General features: G+C 59.7%; 15 protein-coding genes and 2 rRNA genes. 6 read left to right on the top strand and 11 right to left on the bottom strand.

From position 1 onward, the window contains the following. Positions 1-78: 78 nt before the first annotated feature. The 5 genes from HMPREF0291_RS03325 to HMPREF0291_RS03305 form a co-directional block, all read right to left on the bottom strand. Positions 79-3154, bottom strand: a 23S ribosomal RNA gene (locus HMPREF0291_RS03325). Between the two features lie 580 nt (positions 3155-3734). After that, positions 3735-5251, bottom strand: a 16S ribosomal RNA gene (locus HMPREF0291_RS03320). Together the 16S and 23S rRNA genes form the textbook arrangement of a ribosomal RNA operon. Before the next feature lie 622 nt (positions 5252-5873). Beyond that, positions 5874-6938, bottom strand: a complete 1065-nt coding sequence (locus tag HMPREF0291_RS03315; RefSeq protein WP_040423457.1) for a hypothetical protein — start codon at positions 6936-6938, stop codon at positions 5874-5876. A gap of 2 nt (positions 6939-6940) precedes the next feature. Next, positions 6941-7765: an ATP-binding cassette domain-containing protein gene (locus HMPREF0291_RS03310; protein ID WP_005287910.1), complete on the bottom strand. Its 825-nt coding sequence runs from the start codon at positions 7763-7765 to the stop codon at positions 6941-6943. After that, a complete protein-coding gene (locus HMPREF0291_RS03305) occupies positions 7762-8136 on the bottom strand; it encodes a GntR family transcriptional regulator (RefSeq protein ID WP_005287908.1) in 375 nt (124 codons plus the stop codon). The genes HMPREF0291_RS03310 and HMPREF0291_RS03305 overlap by 4 nt, the downstream gene beginning before the upstream one ends. A 206-nt stretch (positions 8137-8342) precedes the next feature. Between HMPREF0291_RS03305 and HMPREF0291_RS03300 the strand changes: the two genes are divergently transcribed. Then, the gene (locus HMPREF0291_RS03300; RefSeq protein WP_005287905.1) at positions 8343-9551 is read left to right on the top strand and encodes an NYN domain-containing protein; all 1209 of its coding nucleotides are present in this window, start codon (positions 8343-8345) and stop codon (positions 9549-9551) included. 7 nt (positions 9552-9558) lie between these two features. Here the strand turns inward: HMPREF0291_RS03300 and HMPREF0291_RS03295 are convergent, their stop codons facing one another. Beyond that, positions 9559-10419, bottom strand: a complete 861-nt coding sequence (locus HMPREF0291_RS03295) for a PspA/IM30 family protein (protein ID WP_005287902.1) — start codon at positions 10417-10419, stop codon at positions 9559-9561. A 132-nt stretch (positions 10420-10551) separates the two neighbouring features. Further along, entirely contained in the window at positions 10552-10926 is a 375-nt protein-coding gene (gene trxA / locus HMPREF0291_RS03290) for a thioredoxin (protein ID WP_005287900.1), read from the bottom strand. 95 nt (positions 10927-11021) lie between these two features. Here trxA and HMPREF0291_RS03285 point away from each other — a divergent pair, with 95 nt between their 5' ends. The 4 genes from HMPREF0291_RS03285 to HMPREF0291_RS03270 all read left to right on the top strand — a co-directional run bounded on the left by HMPREF0291_RS03285 (position 11022) and on the right by HMPREF0291_RS03270 (position 15383). Then, the gene (locus tag HMPREF0291_RS03285) at positions 11022-11225 is read left to right on the top strand and encodes a hypothetical protein (protein WP_005287897.1); all 204 of its coding nucleotides are present in this window, start codon (positions 11022-11024) and stop codon (positions 11223-11225) included. Positions 11226-11290: 65 nt separating this feature from the next. Beyond that, positions 11291-11488 carry a heavy-metal-associated domain-containing protein gene (locus tag HMPREF0291_RS03280; RefSeq protein ID WP_005287894.1) on the top strand — a complete coding sequence of 66 codons (198 nt, stop codon included), beginning with the start codon at positions 11291-11293 and terminating at the stop codon, positions 11486-11488. 319 nt (positions 11489-11807) lie between these two features. Then, positions 11808-14018 carry a heavy metal translocating P-type ATPase gene (locus HMPREF0291_RS03275; protein ID WP_083770344.1) on the top strand — a complete coding sequence of 737 codons (2211 nt, stop codon included), beginning with the start codon at positions 11808-11810 and terminating at the stop codon, positions 14016-14018. 54 nt (positions 14019-14072) lie between these two features. After that, entirely contained in the window at positions 14073-15383 is a 1311-nt protein-coding gene (locus HMPREF0291_RS03270) for an MFS transporter (protein WP_005287889.1), read from the top strand. Positions 15384-15388: 5 nt separating this feature from the next. On the opposite strand, the gene dnaB is transcribed toward HMPREF0291_RS03270, so the two are convergent. Continuing rightward, positions 15389-16861 (bottom strand): replicative DNA helicase, encoded by a 1473-nt coding sequence (gene dnaB / locus HMPREF0291_RS03265; protein ID WP_005287885.1) that lies wholly within the window; start codon positions 16859-16861, stop codon positions 15389-15391. 424 nt (positions 16862-17285) lie between these two features. Here dnaB and HMPREF0291_RS03260 point away from each other — a divergent pair, with 424 nt between their 5' ends. Continuing rightward, positions 17286-18062: a chymotrypsin family serine protease gene (locus tag HMPREF0291_RS03260; protein ID WP_005287883.1), complete on the top strand. Its 777-nt coding sequence runs from the start codon at positions 17286-17288 to the stop codon at positions 18060-18062. Positions 18063-18191: 129 nt separating this feature from the next. Here the strand turns inward: HMPREF0291_RS03260 and rplI are convergent, their stop codons facing one another. The 3 genes from rplI to rpsF all read right to left on the bottom strand — a co-directional run bounded on the left by rplI (position 18192) and on the right by rpsF (position 19696). Further along, on the bottom strand, positions 18192-18644 hold the full coding sequence (gene rplI, locus HMPREF0291_RS03255; RefSeq protein ID WP_005287879.1) for a 50S ribosomal protein L9: 453 nt from the start codon (positions 18642-18644) through the stop codon (positions 18192-18194). 42 nt (positions 18645-18686) lie between these two features. Beyond that, the gene (locus HMPREF0291_RS03250) at positions 18687-19280 is read right to left on the bottom strand and encodes a single-stranded DNA-binding protein (protein WP_005287876.1); all 594 of its coding nucleotides are present in this window, start codon (positions 19278-19280) and stop codon (positions 18687-18689) included. A 125-nt stretch (positions 19281-19405) separates the two neighbouring features. After that, positions 19406-19696, bottom strand: a complete 291-nt coding sequence (rpsF, locus tag HMPREF0291_RS03245; protein ID WP_198002210.1) for a 30S ribosomal protein S6 — start codon at positions 19694-19696, stop codon at positions 19406-19408. Positions 19697-19821: the final 125 nt, after the last annotated feature.

The following is a 19821-nucleotide window of genomic DNA, read 5'->3' as shown; positions in this document are numbered from 1 at the left end:
GTGTGTGGTGTGTCAGATACTGCATAGTGGACGCGAACAGTGTGCAATTGTTGGTGTTGTTTGTTTGTGCACGGTGTTTTTGTTTTGTTGTTGGTGTATTAGTACCAGTCACCTTCGCACATTACGGTGCTTCCAGATCTGGCCTATCAACCCCATCGTCTGTGGGGAACCTCGAATGAAACCTCATCTTGAAACAGGCTTCCCGCTTAGATGCTTTCAGCGGTTATCCCTTCCGTACGTAGCCAACCAGCGATGCTCCTGGCGGAACAACTGGCACACCAGAGGTACGTCCGTCCCGGTCCTCTCGTACTGGGGACAGCCTTTCTCAAGTTTCAACGCGCGCGGCGGATAGAGACCGAACTGTCTCACGACGTTCTGAACCCAGCTCGCGTGCCGCTTTAATGGGCGAACAGCCCAACCCTTGGGACCTACTCCAGCCCCAGGATGCGACGAGCCGACATCGAGGTGCCAAACCATCCCGTCGATATGGACTCTTGGGGAAGATCAGCCTGTTATCCCCGGGGTACCTTTTATCCGTTGAGCGACACCACATCCACAAGTAGGTGCCGGATCACTAGTCCCGACTTTCGTCCCTGCTCGACATGTTCGTCTCGCAGTCAAGCTCCCTTGTGCACTTACACTCTTGCACCTGATTGCCAACCAGGCTGAGGGAACCTTTGGGCGCCTCCGTTACTCTTTGGGAGGCAACCGCCCCAGTTAAACTACCCACCAGGCACTGTCCCCAACCCAGATCATGGGCCAAGGTTAAGACATCCACTACGGTCAGAGTGGTATTTCACGTAACGACTCCACACCCACTAGCGTGAACGCTTCAAAGTCTCCCACCTATGCTACACAAACCGCAGTAAACACCAATACCAAGCTATAGTGAAGGTCCCGGGGTCTTTTCGTCCTGCCGCGCGTAACGAGCATCTTTACTCGTAGTGCAATTTCACCGGGCCTGTGGTTGAGACAGCAGGGAAGTCGTTACGCCATTCGTGCAGGTCGGAACTTACCCGACAAGGAATTTCGCTACCTTAGGATGGTTATAGTTACCACCGCCGTTTACTGGGGCTTAAATTCTCCGCTTCGACCACAAAGGGTCTAACAGGTCCTCTTAACCTTCCAGCACCGGGCAGGCGTCAGTCCGTATACATCAACTTGACCGTCTTCGCACGGACCTGTGTTTTTGATAAACAGTCGCTTCCCTCTCTTCTCTGCGACCACAACCAGCTCACACACGCATGGTGCGCTCACCAGTCATGGCCCCCCTTCTCCCGAAGTTACGGGGGCAATTTGCCGAGTTCCTTAACCACAGTTCACCCGACCGCCTGAGTATTTTCTACCTGACTACCTGTGTCGGTTTCGGGTACGGGCCGTACACACACATCGCTAGAGGCTTTTCTCGACAGCATAGGATCACCACCATCACCCACATATGGGCTACGCATCACGCCTCACACAAACAGGACCGCATTTGACTAGTCCATGTGCCACACGCTTGCACCACAATCCACTTAAGTGGCGTAGCTACCTGACTGCGTCACCCCATCACTGAACTACAACGGATCAGGCCCCACGCATCACACCCACCCGCAAACCAAAGGAATGCATGGCGGGTGGTCAGGGTGGTTAGTATCACCGCTTCGCACTTGGGCGCGTATGCACGGGTACGGGAATATCAACCCGTTGACCATCGACTACGCCTGTCGGCCTCGCCTTAGGACCCGACTCACCCTGGGAAGACGAACTTGACCCAGGAACCCTTAGTCATCCGGCGGATACGATTCTCACGCATCATTCGTTACTCATGCCTGCATTCTCACTCGCACACAGTCCACGCCCCCTTCCGGTAACGCTTCACCCCATGCACGACGCTCCCCTACCCATATAAAAATATGCCGCGGCTTCGGCGGTGTACTTGAGCCCCACTGAATTGTCGGCGCGCAACCACTCGACCAGTGAGCTATTACGCACTCTTTCAAGGGTGGCTGCTTCTAAGCCAACCTCCTGGCTGTCTTCGCGATTACACATCCTTTTCCACTTAGCACACCCTTAGGGGCCTTAACCGGCGATCTGGGCTGTTTCCCTCTCGACTATGAAGCTTATCCCCCACAGTCTCACTGCCGCGCACCAATGTAAACCGGCATTCGGAGTTTGGCTGACATTGCTAAGATGATAGTCCCGCTCAACCAACCAGTAGCTCTACCTCCGGCACACCTACGCGACGCTGCACCTAAATGCATTTCGGGGAGAACCAGCTATCACGGAGTTTGATTGGCCTTTCACCCCTACCCACAACTCATCCCCGCAGTTTTCAACCTACGTGGGTTCGCGCCTCCACAACCTCTTACAGCTGCTTCACACTGGCCATGGGTAGATCACCCCGCTTCGGGTCCAGGACATGCCACTTACAACACACAATTAGCATTCGCTTTCGCTACGACTACCCCAAACGGGTTAACCTCGCGACATGCCGCTGACTCGCAGGCTCATTCTTCAAAAGGCACGCCATCACACACACAGAAGGTGCTCTGACGGATTGTAAGCGCACAGTTTCAGGAACTCTTTCACTCCCCTCCCGGGGTACTTTTCACCATTCCCTCACGGTACTATCCACTATCGGTCACACTAGGTATTTAGGCTTACCGGGTGGTCCCGGCAGATTCACAGCAGATTCCACGAGCCCGCTGCTACTCGGGGCAAACACGACACACAACCAGCACACGCCTTCACGTACAGGACTCTCACCTCCTCCGGCAGACCATCCCAGGCCACTTCCGCTAACACGCACTAGAAATGCAACGACTGACAGACCGTTGACCATCGCACCCCACAACACCGCACACGCAACCCCTGCCAGGTATCACACGCACACGGTTTAGCCTCATCCGCGTTCGCTCGCCGCTACTAACAGAATCATTATTATTTTCTTCTCCCACCGGTACTGAGATGTTTCACTTCCCGGTATCACCCCCGCACAACTATGAATTCATCATACGGTGACCACACACAACCGTGGCCGGGTTTCCCCATTCGGACATCCTCGGATCAACGCTTCGTTGACAACTCCCCGAGGCATAACGCAGCCTCACACGTCCTTCATCGGCCCAGCATGCCAAGGCATCCACCATGCGCCCTTAAGCAACAAACACAAACACACACCCACACCAACCACAACAAAAAGCCGTAATCAGCGCTCTAAGCGTGTGCCCGGATACACAAACACATACTCACAATCACAAAAATACTCACACCAAACCAGAACAAGAACAATCATCCTCGCCCCAACTCGATGAGAAATACACTTCTCTTCAAAGAAGAAAGATGCTCGCGTCCACTATACAGTTCTCACACACCACACCCAGCAGACACAAACACCACCACAGTGACATTCGTATCTATCCGGGCCACAAGGACAACCACCCACACACCACGCAACCCACAAACGAGTCACACCACAGTGTGCGGGCACCATGTGCTGCCCCAGACACCCAACAGCGCACCAATGCTTCTGACAAAAACCGGTTGATTGCTCAATCATGCGACACCCACACACATCCCTGCGTGCTTCTCTTGGAGGCATCCATGCCCCCCGGGTGCGTGTCCACCTGGAAATTTTCCACAACATACGGGTCTGCAGCACCACACACGGATACTCAACAGCCCAACCCCACACCCAGTACAGGTAACTACCTGACCATGCGGGGCCAATAAAAAGTAATGCTCCTTAGAAAGGAGGTGATCCAGCCGCACCTTCCGGTACGGCTACCTTGTTACGACTTCGTCCCAATCGCCGATCCCACCTTCGACAGCTCCCTAACAAGTTTGGGCCACTGGCTTCGGGTGTTACCAACTTTCATGACGTGACGGGCGGTGTGTACAAGGCCCGGGAACGTATTCACCGCAGCGTTGCTGATCTACGATTACTAGCGACTCCGACTTCATGGGGTCGAGTTGCAGACCCCAATCCGAACTAAGGCCGGCTTTAGAGCGATTAGCGCCTCCTCACGAAGTAGCTGCGCGTTGTACCGACCATTGTAGCATGTGTGAAGCCCTGGACATAAGGGGCATGATGATTTGACGTCATCCCCACCTTCCTCCGAGTTAACCCCGGCAGTCTCTCATGAGTCCCCAACCAAATGCTGGCAACATAAGACAAGGGTTGCGCTCGTTGCGGGACTTAACCCAACATCTCACGACACGAGCTGACGACAACCATGCACCACCTGTACACCAGCCACAAGGGAAGCTACATCTCTGCAGCGATCCGGTGTATGTCAAGCCCAGGTAAGGTTCTTCGCGTTGCATCGAATTAATCCACATGCTCCGCCGCTTGTGCGGGCCCCCGTCAATTCCTTTGAGTTTTAGCCTTGCGGCCGTACTCCCCAGGCGGGGCGCTTAATGCGTTAGCTACGGCACGAACCCCGTGGAAGGGACTCACACCTAGCGCCCACCGTTTACGGCATGGACTACCAGGGTATCTAATCCTGTTCGCTACCCATGCTTTCGCTCCTCAGCGTCAGTTACTGCCCAGAGACCTGCCTTCGCCATCGGTGTTCCTCCTGATATCTGCGCATTCCACCGCTACACCAGGAATTCCAGTCTCCCCTACAGCACTCAAGTTATGCCCGTATCGCCTGCAACCCCGCAGTTAAGCTGCGGTATTACACGAACGACGCGACAAACCACCTACGAGCTCTTTACGCCCAGTAATTCCGGACAACGCTCGCACCCTACGTATTACCGCGGCTGCTGGCACGTAGTTAGCCGGTGCTTCTTATCCAGGTACCGTCACTGACGCTTCGTCCCTGGCGAAAGGAGTTTACAACCCGAAGGCCGTCATCCCCACGCGGCGTCGCTGCATCAGGCTTGCGCCCATTGTGCAATATTCCCCACTGCTGCCTCCCGTAGGAGTCTGGGCCGTATCTCAGTCCCAATGTGGCCGTACACCCTCTCAGGCCGGCTACCCGTCGACGCCTTGGTAGGCCATTACCCCACCAACAAGCTGATAGGCCGCGAGCTCATCCCACACCGAAAAAACTTTCCACCACACCATCCAAGACGTGGTCCTATCTGGTATTAGACCCAGTTTCCCAGGCTTATCCCAAAGTGCAGGGCAGATCACCCACGTGTTACTCACCCGTTCGCCACTCGAGCACCGAAGCAAGCTTCGGCCTTTCCGTTCGACTTGCATGTGTTAAGCACGCCGCCAGCGTTCATCCTGAGCCAGGATCAAACTCTCCACAAAAACAGTTTCAACAAAACACAGTGAAACAGGCCGTGAAAAGCCCAAAACCCAACCAAAACAAAACCACCCACACACAAAGCGCATCAGCACAAAAAACCATGCACCAGTGCGTGAACTGGCAATCCTAAAATTACTAGACAAACCAAAAGGTTCATCCACATGTTGCCCCTCATCCCTGACGGGGAAAAAGAAGAAGCAACAAAAAATATTTCCAATCAGTCACACACGACCAACCAGCACAGTGACACCCCATCAATAGGTTCAAGCACCACCGACCAGCACACACCACACACAAAACACGTGCAGGCATCAAAAAGGTCGCACACAACCAACCAAAAAACATTGGCACACTATCGAGTTCTCACACAACACACGCACACCCAAACACAACCCACAACCAGGGCCATGCTCGAAGTAGCTTGGACGACCCTACACACCCACCACCACACCAAGCAAATCACTCAGTACACAGTGAAAATGTTTCAGATCCCTGCCAACGATTGTTTTCCTACCGCCATCTCACCAAACCACACTGTCCGGCGGGGCGTTGTCGGTCACGCTGACTCACATAAAGCTACACACCAACCACCAACAACACAAACCCCCAGCACAAACACGGTTTCTAGCCATCCCCACCAACGCTGGACATGCTGCGAATGTTGTCGTGGGTGAGGTTGATCTTCCCTGCGACGTAGAGCGCGATGAACACGCAGCCTACGAGCGCGACAGCACTGGAAACCATAAGCAGTCCAAGTGGGACTCGCCCCGCAGTTTCCTCGAATCGCAGGAGGTCACGCACGCCGAACCAGAGTAAGAATCCTGCCGCCGGAAAGAGTGCCTTGGCTTTGGAGACGGTGCCTGCGGCGAATACTCCGGCCGCCACAACTGTCACTGCCACCAGGATGAACACCTCCGGTTGAACATCGACGTGGTCAATCGGCAATAGAATGCTTCCGGCGCTTGCAATCACGCCGAGAATTGCTCCCGCACCCACACTGACTGCCAGCACGTGCACTGCCCACGCCTTTCGGGTGAATCCGTACGAATGCGCGACCAGTGGGCTCAGACCACTCGTCACTGTCTCGGTGCCCAGCCACATGAAGAAGAACAGCACGGGCAAAGCTGCGAGGATGGAAGAAAACGTATCGTTTTCGATGAAACCGGCAAGATAGATTGCCAGTGAGAGCCCGGCACCGGCAATGGCGGCACCCAACAGCGTCGGCCACCACATGGCTTGGACCAGCAGCGGACCAGACGGCCGGATATGCGTGGACTCCACCTCACCGTAACGCGCCTGATCACCGACAGCATCGTGGGTGGCTACGAACAACACTCCGCAGGTGGCTGCGATGAGCGCACCGGTTACCCCCTTCATGCCGGGCACAAAGAGAAGGTAGATCAATGCTGCGGCAATAACGACCGGCGCCGTCACCATGAGTAGCTGGCTGCGCGCTCTAGCCGCATTCATCCCCAACGCCCGGAAGATGTTCTTTTCTGGGTATAGGCCGTCCAGCAGGGTCAACGAGCCGATGAGACTACCTGCCACCACTGCCGTCCAGCTGCCCACCCAGGCTCCACCGATGAGAAAGATGAGCGCGATGGGCAGGAGCAGCAGGCGCCACCGTGACCCCGCCTTGAACTGGTGCCAGAAGAATGGGGCATCCAGGGCCGTCATCGTTACAGACATGGTTAGCTCACCTCCAGGAGAGACTCGATAACGTCGCCGAGGTCGGCAGGCGCGGTGCGCGCCGAAAGGCCTGTGGCGCTTGTGGCGGGGAGGAGGGCGCGGGACCCGGCATCGGTGCGTCGATAAGCAAGCGCGTGCTCGGGCTCGTCAAAGGAGCCGGTCGCCACGACGTAATCGTCGGCCTCCTCTGCGAGAATGTGCGCGGCGATGCGGCCGTCGCGGCCGAGAATGATCGCGGAATCGAGGAGCTTGGCGGCGTCCTCAATGTGGTGTGTTGCCATGATGAACGTTCGGCCATTCCCGGAAAGCTCCAGCAAATGGCAGTAGAAGACGTCGGTGTTGTGGATGTCGAGGCCGACGTAGGGTTCGTCGAGAAGCGTGAGCTCTGCGCCCGACGCGAGACCGACGATGTTGCCGACCATTGCTCGCTGACCACGCGACAGCTGGCTGTACGCCGTCGTCATTGCGTCATCGAGAGCGAAATCAGCCACAAGATCGTCGGCGATTCCGCGATCCCACCCCGGGTACCGCAACTGCGCGCCGGTGAGGATGTCACGGACGGACCATGCGCCCGGGTAGGCGACATCGACACCGGTCAGGGAGACGCGGTCCATGACGGTCGCGTTGTCGAACGGTTTCTGGTTGAAGACATCGAGCTCGCCATCAGAGGGCTTGAGCTGGCCGGCGATGAGCGAGAGCAGAGTGGACTTGCCCACGCCATTGCGGCCGAGCAGGCCGTGGATGCCGCCGGATTCTATCGCGAGGTCGAGCCGGTCCAGTACCGTCTCCCCGCCGAAGGTTTTTGTCAGTTCCTGTGCGATTATCACTTGTACATTCCTCTACTTTCTGCAACGCGGTCAATGAGGTTGTGGAGAGTGGGTAGGTCGTGGCCGAGGCGAAGTGCTTCGTCGATAAGCGGGGCAATGTACGCGCCCGCAAACTCCGCTTGGCGCTGCGCGAGGATGCGTTCGCGCGCGTCGGGCGTGACAAACATGCCGATCCCGCGTCGTTTTTCCAGCACCCCGCCATCCACAAGGAGCGTGAGCCCTTTGCGCGCGGTCGCGGGGTTGATCTCATGGAACGCCGCCAGCTCGTTGGTGCTCGGTGCGCGGGCCCCGGCCTCTAGGTGGCCATCCACTATCTGGTCTTGAATAAGGCGTGCGATCTGCATGAACAGCGGCTCTGTGTCGTTGCCCATCGCGACCTCCGGTTCGTCGGTTAGTTAGTGGTGTAATCAACCGTACAACTATGGGGACAAAATGGCAACGGCTCCCACCAAGCAATTCCTGAATTCACAGATTCGTGCAGGTAGACGGCGCGCGTCTGACAAGCTCATCCAAGTTAAGGCAGACTGGATACCGACAAAAGTTATTAGCTACATGAATAGATACGGATTTAGGAGCCATGCTTGAGCGCACAGTCGTTTTCGTTGATACGTCATATTTACTTGCGAGTTTCTACAACTCGTGGGAAACAGGCGCGAGATCACAATTAGAAATTGACCTCCCCGAGGTCGTTGCCAACCTCGGGACCATGATTACCCAGCAACTACACCAACCCATCCACCGCCAGTTCTGGTACGACGGCATCCCAGACTCTGGCCCCCACCGCTACCAGCGCGCTCTACGCACGTGCGACGGCGTGCAGTTGCGCACCGGCCAACTCATCGAATGGGGCGAGCGGCGCACCCAAAAAGGCGTGGACACCCGCCTTGTCGCCGACATCGTGGCCAACGCCATGCGCGGCCAGTACAGCGACTTCGTGCTGGTCAGCGGCGATGCCGACATGATCCCCGGCGTCGAGGAAGCTACCAACGCAGGCGTCCGCATGCACCTCTACGGCTTTGGCTGGGACTCTATGTCCTCAGCTCTGCGCCACGCGTGCGACTCCACCACCATCCTCGATCCGCGCGAGGATTTCGCCGAAGCAATGCAGCTCCAGGTGCTCGAGGGCCCGCTTCCACCGACCATTCGCGAGCGCCCGCTTGTCGACGCGATCGACGAGACCGACACCCAAGACGGCATGTGCGGCGTTCCCCGCCCCGACGGCGAACAGCCTCTTTCTTCCCACGTCGCGCAGGCGGAGGCGGATGCCGCCGCTGAGGAACTCGCGCAGCAAAAGGTGGAGCAGGCAGACCACGCCGAACCTGAACAGAAGCCCGAGCAGGGCCGTGACAGGCAGGGCGCTGCCCACGAGTCAACAGACCACGTGGCACCCAAGCCCCGCCCCACACCTGGCCCGCCATCGCCGGCCCAACTAGCAGCCAGCTCGCCGAAACCCTCGATGATGGCGCCGCGCCGGAAACTGCGCTCCCGCTACGTTCCGCTGCCGGAAGAAGTATGGACCTCCTCCGGGTTCCAAACCCCGTTCGATGTGGGCCAGCAGTACGCAACGTGGTGGTTCGACAATGCCGCCTCTTCCGAGCAGCGCGACAAAGCGCACATTCTCTCGGGAGGCGGCCTTCCCCCCGAAATCGACAGGCCGCTGCTGCAGTTCGCCTGCGAAACCCTTCATGAGTACACGCTCAGCGAGAGCCAGCGCGTCAACCTGCGAGACGGCTTCCACTCCGGGATCCGCGGAGTGCTGATCAACATCCGCCGGACCCAGAGCTAAGCACTCACTAGCGGTTGTCGGCCTCTTCCGCGTTGAGCGGAGCTTGTGGGGCTTCATCGTCGAAACGCTCGAGGGCCTCTTCGTGTTGCTCCGCATCATCGCTTGCAGCAGCCTGGGCCGACCCCTGGGTCAGCTCGCCAGCGGACTCTGCCTGCATCGACGCGCGGATCTCCGCAAGCTTGGATGATGCAGCGACATCGGTCTGGCCGGACTCGATCTCAGCCATCGCGGCACTCGCACCAGATTCAGCCAGTTCCTGCTGGCCGAGTGCCGTAGCGTAGCGCTTCTCAATCTTCTCGCGCACCCCATCCAACGTGGGTACGTTGTCGTTCTGGCTGAACTGCCCCATGGTGTCCATCGTCTGGGCAGTGTGCTCCTGCATCTTGGCCTGGTCGACCTGCTGACGCAGGCGGTTGACCTCATTCATCTGCTCTTGCAGGCGGGCCTCGGACTGCTTCTGCTGCTGCTCGGCCTGCGCGGCGGCTTGCTCTGCGGCGCCGTACTGCGTGGTCAGACCCTCGAGCTCCTGCTCCGTAGCCACCAGCTGAGCTGCGAGCGTCTCTGCGGTTGTGTTGAACTGTTGGGCCTTGGCGGTGTCACCCTCAGCGGTTGCCTGGTCCGCCATCTGCAATGCAGTCTTGGTCTTGTCCTGCAAAGACGCCTGCTGTTCGCGGACACGACCCAGCTTGATCTCCAACTGCTTCTTCTGGCCAATGATCTCCGCGGCCTGCTGCGTGATCGCGCGGTGCTGCTCTCTAGCGGCGTTCGCAGCCTGTTCGATCTGGACCTTCGGGTCGGCGTTCTCATCGATCGCCGTGTCGAAGGATTGCATCAGGTAGTTCCAGCCCTTGCTGAACGGGTTAGCCATGGTGATTCCTTAGATTTTCGTCGGGAAAGTGTGCCCCGAGTCTACGCGAACGGTTCCCGGCTCACCCGGGCACGAAAAACCGCCCGGCCGTCTGCGGCGCGGGCGGTGTGACGGGAAGCCGTCGAAAAGCGACTAGCCCTCAGTCTTTTCGTTCTGCTCTGCGATGTCAGCGCGGACCTGCTCCATGTCAACGTCGCGCACAGCCTGGATGAACTCCTCCAGCCCAGCCGGCGGCATAGCGCCGGAGGTCTGCCCCAGCAAGATGCCCTCGCGGAACGCGAAGAGCGTCGGAATCGCCTGGATCTGCAGCGCAGAGGAAAGACCCTGGTTAGCCTCGGTGTCCAGCTTGGCAAAGGTCACGTCCTCGTGCTTCTCAGACGCAGCCTCGAAAGTCGGGGCGAACGCCTTGCACGGGCCACACCAGTCAGCCCACGCATCAACGATCACAATGTCGTTGTTCTCGACGGTCTCGGTGAACGTGTCCTCGGTTACATTGATGGTGCTCATTTTTATTCTCCTGAGTCTGCTCTAGTAACGTCTGTCGATGAGTACAACCTTATCAAGGGCGCGGACATTCCCCGCGAGCGAGAAAAGGAGCAAGCGTGACCAAGAACTACCGGTTCGAGGGCCCGACAGACACCAATTCCGTGGATACTCTGCAAGCTGAAGTGAGCCAGGTGCTGGGCACCCAAGGCGTCGACATCAATGCAGAAACGAAGGTCATGCGGGTCACAGGCGAAGGCTTCACCGACGAGCAGATCGAGTACGCCGTCGAGTACGCAGGCTTTTCGCTTATCGACGCTTAATGCCAACCGTCCTACCATGGGAACCGTAACAACAACCGAGTTCCTTTTGGAAGGTGACTACTCCCATGGCACAGACATTCACCGTAGAAGGCATGACCTGCGAACACTGCGAAATGAGCGTGTCCGAAGAGGTCAGCGACGTCTCCGGCGTGACCAGCGCAACCGCCGACCACAAAGCTGGCACCGTGACCGTTGAGGGCGAAGGCTTCGACCGCGACGCCGTCGCCGCCGCTGTTGCCGAGGCTGGTTACAAGCTGGTCTAGAGGCCCCCGCGGTATCCCTTGCGGAAAAGTTGACAAACTCGACACTGGTTTAACCGGCGAAAACTCGCCAACCTGCACGTTCAGGTCTAGAGCGAAATCGGGTTTGTCAACTTTTCTGCATTTGGACCGCTCTGGTGAGGTGCACCACGTTGCGCGCCTCTCGGAATATCTTCCCTTACCTCGCCGTTCCATAGGGTGAGAAAGGTTCAAGCCGCGCTACCCGGGAGGAGATACATCTACAGTGAGCGCCCCCGCACCCGCCCCCACACCACAGACAAGCACCAACTATTTGGAGCACCTCGAACTGGGTGTGACCGGGATGACCTGCACCTCGTGCTCCAACCGCATCCAACGCAAGCTGAACAAGCTTGACGGGGTGGAAGCCAACGTCAACTACTCCACTGAGACGGCGACGGTCGACTACGATCCGTCCAAAACTGACCGCGAGCAGCTCATCCAGGTTGTCAAAGACGCCGGGTACGACGCATTCGCGCTCGGCGGCGGCAGCGGCGATACCGCGGGCTCCGAAGGTACAGCCGACGGCGACGCTTCCGACACCGACCGCATTGAAGCCGCCCGCGAAGCTGAAGCAAGCGACCTCAAGTGGAAAGTCATCTGGACAGCGATTCTCGCCGTGCCGGTGACGGTAATCTCGATGGTCCCGGCCCTCCAGTTCACGAACTGGCAGTGGCTCGTTTTCACGCTCACCACCTTGATCTACATCAATGGCGGCGCGCCGTTCCACAAGGCGACAATCGCGAACCTGCGCCACGGTGCCGTCACCATGGACACCCTGATCACCCTGGGCACGACGGCAGCGTACCTGTGGTCAGTGTGGGCGCTGTTCATCGGCAACGCCGGCGAACCCGGAATGACGATGGACATGAGCCTCTCCCCCGGTGCGAACGCTGGTCATGCGATGGATGAGATCTACCTGGAAACCATCGCCGTGGTGATCACGTTCTTACTGCTGGGAAGGTGGTTCGAAACCAAGGCGAAGGGACGCAGCTCTGAAGCTCTGCGTGACCTCGCGACAATGGGCGCCAAAGACGCCGCTGTTATCCGTGACGGCCAAGAGATCCGCGTACCCACCTCCGAGATCGCTGTCGGTGACCGTTTCGTGGTCCGCCCCGGTGAGAAGATCGCCACGGACGGCACCGTGATCGACGGCGTATCCGCCGTGGATAACTCGATGATCACCGGTGAGTCCGTGCCTGTCGACGTCGCTCCCGGCGACACCGTCACGGGCGCCACGGTCAACCAGACTGGCCGCCTCATCGTCGAGGCCACGCGGGTGGGTTCCGAAACCACCCTGTCGCGGATGAGCGAACTGGTGCGGCAGGCGCAGGCGGGGCAAGCGCCCGTCGAAAAGCTTGTGGACCGTATTTCCCGCATTTTCGTCCCGACCGTCATCGTGGTTGCGCTGATCACGCTGGCCGTGCACATGGCGATCGGCCACGACGCGCCGGCGGCATTCTCCGCCGCAGTCGCCGTGCTCATCATCGCGTGCCCGTGCGCGCTCGGCCTGGCTACGCCCACGGCGATCCTCGTCGGCACCGGACGCGGCGCACAAATGGGTCTGCTGATCAAGGGCCCGGAAATCCTCGAGTCGACCCAGCGCGTGGACACGATTGTGCTGGACAAGACCGGCACCGTCACCACCGGTGAAATGGCGGTCGACGCCGTCGCGCCTGAATCCGGTTTCACCGAAGAGCAGGTCCTGTCGCTCGCCGCCGCTGTCGAGGCCGGCTCCGAGCACCCCATTGCACGCGCCATCGTCGCCGCCGCAGACGGCGACATCCCCGAGGCGACAGATTTCAGCAACGAGGCCGGCCAGGGCGTCCGCGCGCTTATCGACGGCACCTCCGTCACCGTCGGCCGCGGCCGCGGACCCGAGGCGGAAGCCTTCGAGGCTGACGGCGCCACGGCTGTCACCGTGACCGTGGACGGCTCCCCCGCCGGCACGATCGCTGTGCGCGACACCGTCAAAGACACCTCTGCACAAGCCCTTGAGGACTTGCGCGAGCTGGGGCTCACCCCGCACCTGCTCACCGGTGACAACGAAGGGGCTGCCCGCGCGGCAGCTACTGCGGTCGGCATCGATGCGGATAATGTCACGGCGGGGGTGCTGCCGGAGGACAAGGTGCGTGTCGTCGAAAAGCTGCAGGCAGAGAGCAACACTGTCGCGATGGTCGGCGACGGCGTGAACGATGCCGCTGCCTTGGCCACCGCGGACCTTGGCCTGGCCATGGGGTCGGGCACGGACGTGGCCATTGAGGCCGCCGACATCACCCTCATGGGCAGCGACCTGCGCTCTGCGGCAGACGCGATTCGCCTGTCGCGGCGCACCCTGAGCATCATCAAGGGTAACCTGTTCTGGGCATTCGCCTACAACGTGCTGCTCATCCCGGTGGCGGCCATCGGCCTGCTCAACCCCATGTTCGCCGGCATCGCCATGGCGTTCAGCTCAGTGTTCGTGGTGAGCAACTCGCTACGGCTCAACCGGTTCACTTCGGTCAGCGAGCGCTAGAATCGTGAATTTAAAGTAGTTGACCTGCCCGGGCAGGAGCTATGCTCACTGCCCATGGACAATACTCTGACCCGCAACGAGCGTCTCGACCGTCTCCCGGTCACTTCCCAGCACCGTCGGCTGCTCGTCGGCTCGGGCTTGGGCTGGGCGCTCGACGCGATGGATGTCGGCCTTGTGTCGTTCATCATCGCCGCGCTCGCCGTGCACTGGGACCTGGATAAGGGCACGACGTCATGGATCGCGTCGATTGGTTTCATCGGAATGGCCATCGGGGCATCCCTAGGCGGGCTGCTCGCGGACAAGATCGGGCGCAGGCAGGTCTTCGCGGCCACTTTGCTGGTCTACGGCTTAGCGACGGGTGCCTCCGCCCTCGCCTGGTCTGTCGGCTCCCTCATGGTCTTCCGGTTCCTCGTCGGCCTCGGCCTGGGTGCGGAGCTACCCGTGGCGTCCACCTTGGTCAGCGAGTTCGCGCCCCGTAAAAGCCGCGGACGAATGGTCGTATTGCTCGAAGCGTTTTGGGCCGTGGGGTGGATCATGGCGGCCGTGATCGGAACCTTCGTAGTCAGCCAGGGTGACACCGGGTGGCGCTGGGGATTCGCCCTCGGATCTGTACCCGCACTCTATGCCATCTACGTGCGCATGGGCTTGCCCGAGTCAGTGCGGTTCCTTGAATCGAAAGGCCGCCACGATGAAGCCGAGGAGATCGTGCGGACCTTTGAGGCCGCCGCCGACACCTCTGAGATCGACCACTCCCCGCCCGGCGACTCAGAGCCGGAGGTCAGCGGCGGGATATGGGGGCCAGCGATGCGCAAGCGCACTGCCGCGTTCTGGCTCGTGTGGTTCGGGGTGTCGCTGTCGTACTACGGCGCGTTCATCTGGATTCCGTCGCTGCTGGTGGACCAAGGTTTCACCCTGGTGCGGTCGTTCACGTTCACCCTCATCATCACTATCGCGCAGCTTCCCGGTTATGCCGCGGCCGCGTGGCTTATTGAAGTCTGGGGACGCCGCATCACTCTATCGGTCTTCCTCGCCGGGTCTGCTGACGCCGCCGTTTTGTATGGTTTGGCAGGGGCTCCGTTGCAGATCATCGCCGCCGGCTGCTTACTGTCCTTTTTCAACCTGGGTGCGTGGGGTGCCCTCTACGCGATCGGCCCGGAGCTCTACCCAACCTCGATCCGCGCTACGGGCACAGGTGCCGGGGCGTCGTTCGGGCGAATCGGGTCGATCATCGCGCCTCTCATTGTGCCTCCGGTGCTCAGCTTCGGCGGGCCCACGGCTGTGTTCGGGGTGTTCGCAGCCGCCTTCGCCGTGGCGTGCATCGCTGCGCTCACCCTGCCCGAACAGCGCGGGAAAGTGCTGTCTTAACCGGCTTAACCCCGCGCCATGTTCACGAAGCGCGAGTAGTGCAACTGGTGCGCCACCGCGATCGTGTCGATCGGGCCACCACGGTGCTTGGCGATGATGATGTCCGCCTCACCCGCACGCTCGTTGTCGCGGTCCTGGGAGTCCGGACGGTACAGCAGCATGACAATGTCCGCGTCCTGCTCCAATGAACCCGATTCACGCAGGTCCGCCAACTGCGGACGCTTGTCCGTGCGTGACTCCGGGCCACGGTTGAGCTGGGAGATGGCGATAACGGGCACTTCTAGCTCCTTGGCCAGCAACTTCAGCTGGCGGGAGAACTCGGAGACCTCTTGCTGGCGGGATTCGACCTTGCGGCCGGAACTCATCAGCTGCATATAGTCCAGCACCACGAGGTCTAGGCCGTGCTGCTGCTTGAGGCGGCGGGCCTTAGAGCGGATCTCCATCATCGTCAGGTTCGGAGAATCATCGACGAAAATTGGGGCCTGCTGGATCTCGCGGAGGCGTTTGGTGAGCTTCTCCCAGTCAGACTCCTCCATCTGGCCCGAACGCATCGCGGAGAGCTTGATCTCGGTCTCCGCAGACAGCAGGCGCATCACAATCTCGGAGGCGCTCATCTCCAGCGAGAAGATCACCGAGGTCAGGTCGTTGTGGATCGAGCAGGACCGCACGAAATCCAGGGCGAGGGTCGACTTACCCACACCAGGACGGGCCGCGATAATGATCATCTGACCGGCATGGAGGCCATTTGTCAGCCGGTCGAGATCGAGGAAGCCCGTCGGCACGCCGGCAGCGAGGCCGCCGTCTTTTTCATAAGCAGCAAGCTCGTCGACAGTAGGCTTGAGCAGCTCAGCGAGTGCCTGGTAGTCCTCCCCCGTCTTGGTCTGCGCGACGGCGAAGATCTCCTGTTGCGCGCGATCCACCAGAGCCTCGATCTCCATGCCCTCGCCGCCGTCGTAGCCGAGCTGGGCAACACGTGTTCCCGCGTCCACAAGCTGGCGCAACGTGGACTTCTCGGCAACTATGTCTGCGTAGTAGCGCGCGTTGGCAGAGGTGGGAACCTCGGAGATCAAGGTGTGCAGGTACGGCGCTCCCCCAGCACGCTCGAGCTGTCCCATCCGGTCAAGACGGCCGGAGACAATGAGGACGTCAATCTGCGAGCCTTGGGAGTACAGGTCCAGAATCGCCTGATAAATCAGTTGGTGGGCCGGGAAGTAGAAGTCCTCCTCCCGCAGCTCCTCAATCACATCGGTGACGGTATTGGGGCTGAGCAGCATCGCACCAATCACACCCTGCTCGGCTTTCCGGTCATGCGGGGGCTGGCGGTACTCGCTCAAGTCCTCGCGCTCAGACGTGAAGCCGCGGCCGTTGCGACGGTTGCTCCTGTACCCGCCGCCGTCCTCCGGCTCAGGCGGCGGAGGAACAAGGTCCTCAAACCGGTCGTCGAAGCTGTCCCCTCCAGCGACATTGCCTGCAGTCATCGTGAACTCCCTCCAGTCATCGAAGTGATGCTACCCCGCCGGGGCACGAGCGGACCACTCTTGTGGACTCATCACGCTGGAGTTATCCACAGGTCCTTGTGGAATAAGCCCGTTATTCCCTGATTCGTGACCCACATGCCTCCCACGGCTGTGGAATCTCTGTGGAATATTCAGTTACTTTTTCACAGATTCGCCCATCGTGACTGCTTAACCCCGATACATTCCGCGTCATGCGTCTTCCACGAACAGTGAATAACTCGACCACCAGCACATTTGACAAGGTAACCAAAGTGCTATAAACCGCTCTCCTCCGCGTAAATTTCTCTCATTGGACTGGACTTTTCCACTAGTTATCCACAGGCAGTGTGGACACCAGATTGTTATGCGGCGCTTGATTGCTGGAACCACCTGCTATTGTGCTGCTATGACCTCCCGTTTTTCCCGTTTCCGCCGCGCGGTAATCTCCGCGATGGCCACAGTGGTCGCCGTTGCGTGCGGCGTTGCCCCCGCCTCCGCAGCACCGGTTTATGCCGGCGATAAGATCGAGATCCATTACAGTAACGGGGCTAAAGCACTGTGCTCCCTCAACTCCGTGGCGCACCGGGACGGCGCGAAGTACGGGATCACGGCCGGGCATTGCCTCATGCCCATCGATGGTGGCCGTCCTATCCGTGTCTACTCATCCGACGGCGCAGTCATTGCCTCCAACATGGCGGATTCCGGGTATGTCTTCGATCAGGGCGGCCTGAACGTCGGGTTGAAGGGCTTCACATCCGACTCGTTCCGTGACTACAGCTGGTTCCGCCTCGACCCGCACGTTACTGATGCCGGCAAGACGCGCGGTGGGAACCTCACGTTGGGGCTCGACTCTGGCATGGACCACAACCTCACACAGTTCGCTCGGTCCATTAACCCGGATCGCGCCATCGGTGGACGCCTTCCGGTCAGCGCCGTGGCACCGGGCCAGATTGTCTGCAAGGATGGCGCGCGCTCTAGCAGGACCTGCGGTCCTGTGGTGTCCACCAACGTTCACACTGGTGAGATCGTGGCTCTCCTGCTGAACTTCACGGGCGATTCCGGTGCCCCGGTGTGGATCACCGGCCGCGACGGCCGCGCCTACATTGTGGGAGTCATCTCCGGCGGTGTTGGGCCGTTTGAGCTGATTGACGCCTCGCTGCCACTCCCAGCCGGGCTGCGCTAACCCGCGCACAAACAGGAACAAAGCAAGAAGAAGAAGGGCGCGGGCCCCACTCCTCACAAGCGGGGCCCGCGCCCTTCGTGCTGTTGTCGTTGGATTGCTTGTTATAGAGCAATCGCCGTTAGGCGTGTGTTACGCGCCCACGACCTCGAAGTTCACCTTGCCCTCCACGTCATCGTGGAGCTTGACCTTGACCTGGTAGCCGCCGGTGCTGGTGACCAGACCCTTCGGCATGTCAACGCGGCGCTTGTCCAGCGCCGGGCCGCCTGCAGCCTCAACGGCATCGACGATGTCGGCCGGCTTGACCGAACCGAAGAGCTTGCCGTTCTCAGCGGTGCGCACCTTCACGGTGACGCCCTGCAGCTGGTCGAGCTGGTCACGCAGCTCCTTAGCGTGGTCCAGGTCGCGCACGGAACGCTGCTCCTGTGCGCGCTTGATGTCCTCAATCTGCTTCTCAGCGCCGCGGGAGGCCGGGATGGCCAGGCCGCGCGGAAGCAGAAGGTTACGTCCGTAGCCGTCCTTGACCTCGACAATATCGCCGGGCTCACCAAGGTTCTCAACGGCAGCGGTGAGGATCAGCTTCATAATCCTTACCTTTCGTTTGAAAGTTGATGTTTGTCGATTGCTTTAGAACGGGGGCTCATCGTCCATGCCGCCGAAACCGCCGGCGGGGGGAGCAGAATTCCACGGATCATTCGCGGGCTGGTTGTTGGACTGGCTGTTCTGGCCACCCTGGTTGCCCTGGGAGTTACCAAAGCCACCGGTGTTCTGGGCGTTCTGGCCGCCCTGGGAGTTACCAAAGCTGCCGCCCTGGTTGCCGCCGAAGCCGCCGCCACCCTGGTTCCCGCCCTCACGCGGGTTACGGTTGACGCTGGCGCTGGCGTAGCGCAGGGACGGGCCGACTTCGTCGACCTCGACCTCGAACACGGTGCGGTTTTCACCTTCGCGGTTCTGGTAAGAACGCTGCTTGAGGCGGCCGTTGACGATCACGCGCATGCCCTTTGTCAGGGACTCAGCGACGTTCTCGGCGACGCTCCGCCACACGTTGCAGGTGAGGAACAAAGCTTCGCCGTCTTCCCACTGGTTCGTGTCCCTGTTGTAGGTACGCGGAGTGGATGCAATGCGGAAGTTGGCTACTGCCAAGCCCTGCGGGGTGAACCGCAGTTCAGGGTCCGCAACCAAGTTGCCAACGACGGTGATAGGAGTGTCGCCTTGTGCCATGTTCTTTCGTCCTTACCTTGAAACCTTGAATGAATGAGCGGGAATGGGTTGTCCTTGCACGAACCAGTCTATAGTCCGCCCCGGACACAAACCCTGAGCTGGGATTACCCGTTCACGTTCGGCGCTTACTTGCTATCGGTGCGCAGAACCTTGGTTCGCATAATGGTGTCGTTCAGGTTCAGACGGCGGTCGAGCTCCTGGACGGTCTCGGCTGCGCAGTCGAGGTTGACTACGACGTAGACGCCTTCTTCCTTCTTGTCGATGGGGTATGCAAGACGGCGCTTGCCCCATACATCGACGTTTTCCACCTTGCCGTTATCCTGGCGGACAATATCGAGGAACTTGTCCAGGGACGGGGCAACGGTGCGCTCATCCTGACTCGGGTCGAGAATGATCATTACTTCGTAGTGACGCACGGACCTCATCACCTCCTATGGTCGTTTCTATGGTTTCGGCCACCGTCCTTTAACGGTGGCAGGAGGGTCGTTGCGTCAAGCAACCTCACCAGCGTACCCCAGCAGCTCACCGCGAAGAAATCAGA

It is taken from the genome of Corynebacterium genitalium ATCC 33030 (assembly GCF_000143825.1).
Classification (GTDB): domain Bacteria; phylum Actinomycetota; class Actinomycetes; order Mycobacteriales; family Mycobacteriaceae; genus Corynebacterium; species Corynebacterium genitalium.
The sequence above is the reverse complement of the archived record's forward strand: the minus strand, read 5'-3'. Positions and strand labels throughout refer to the sequence as shown.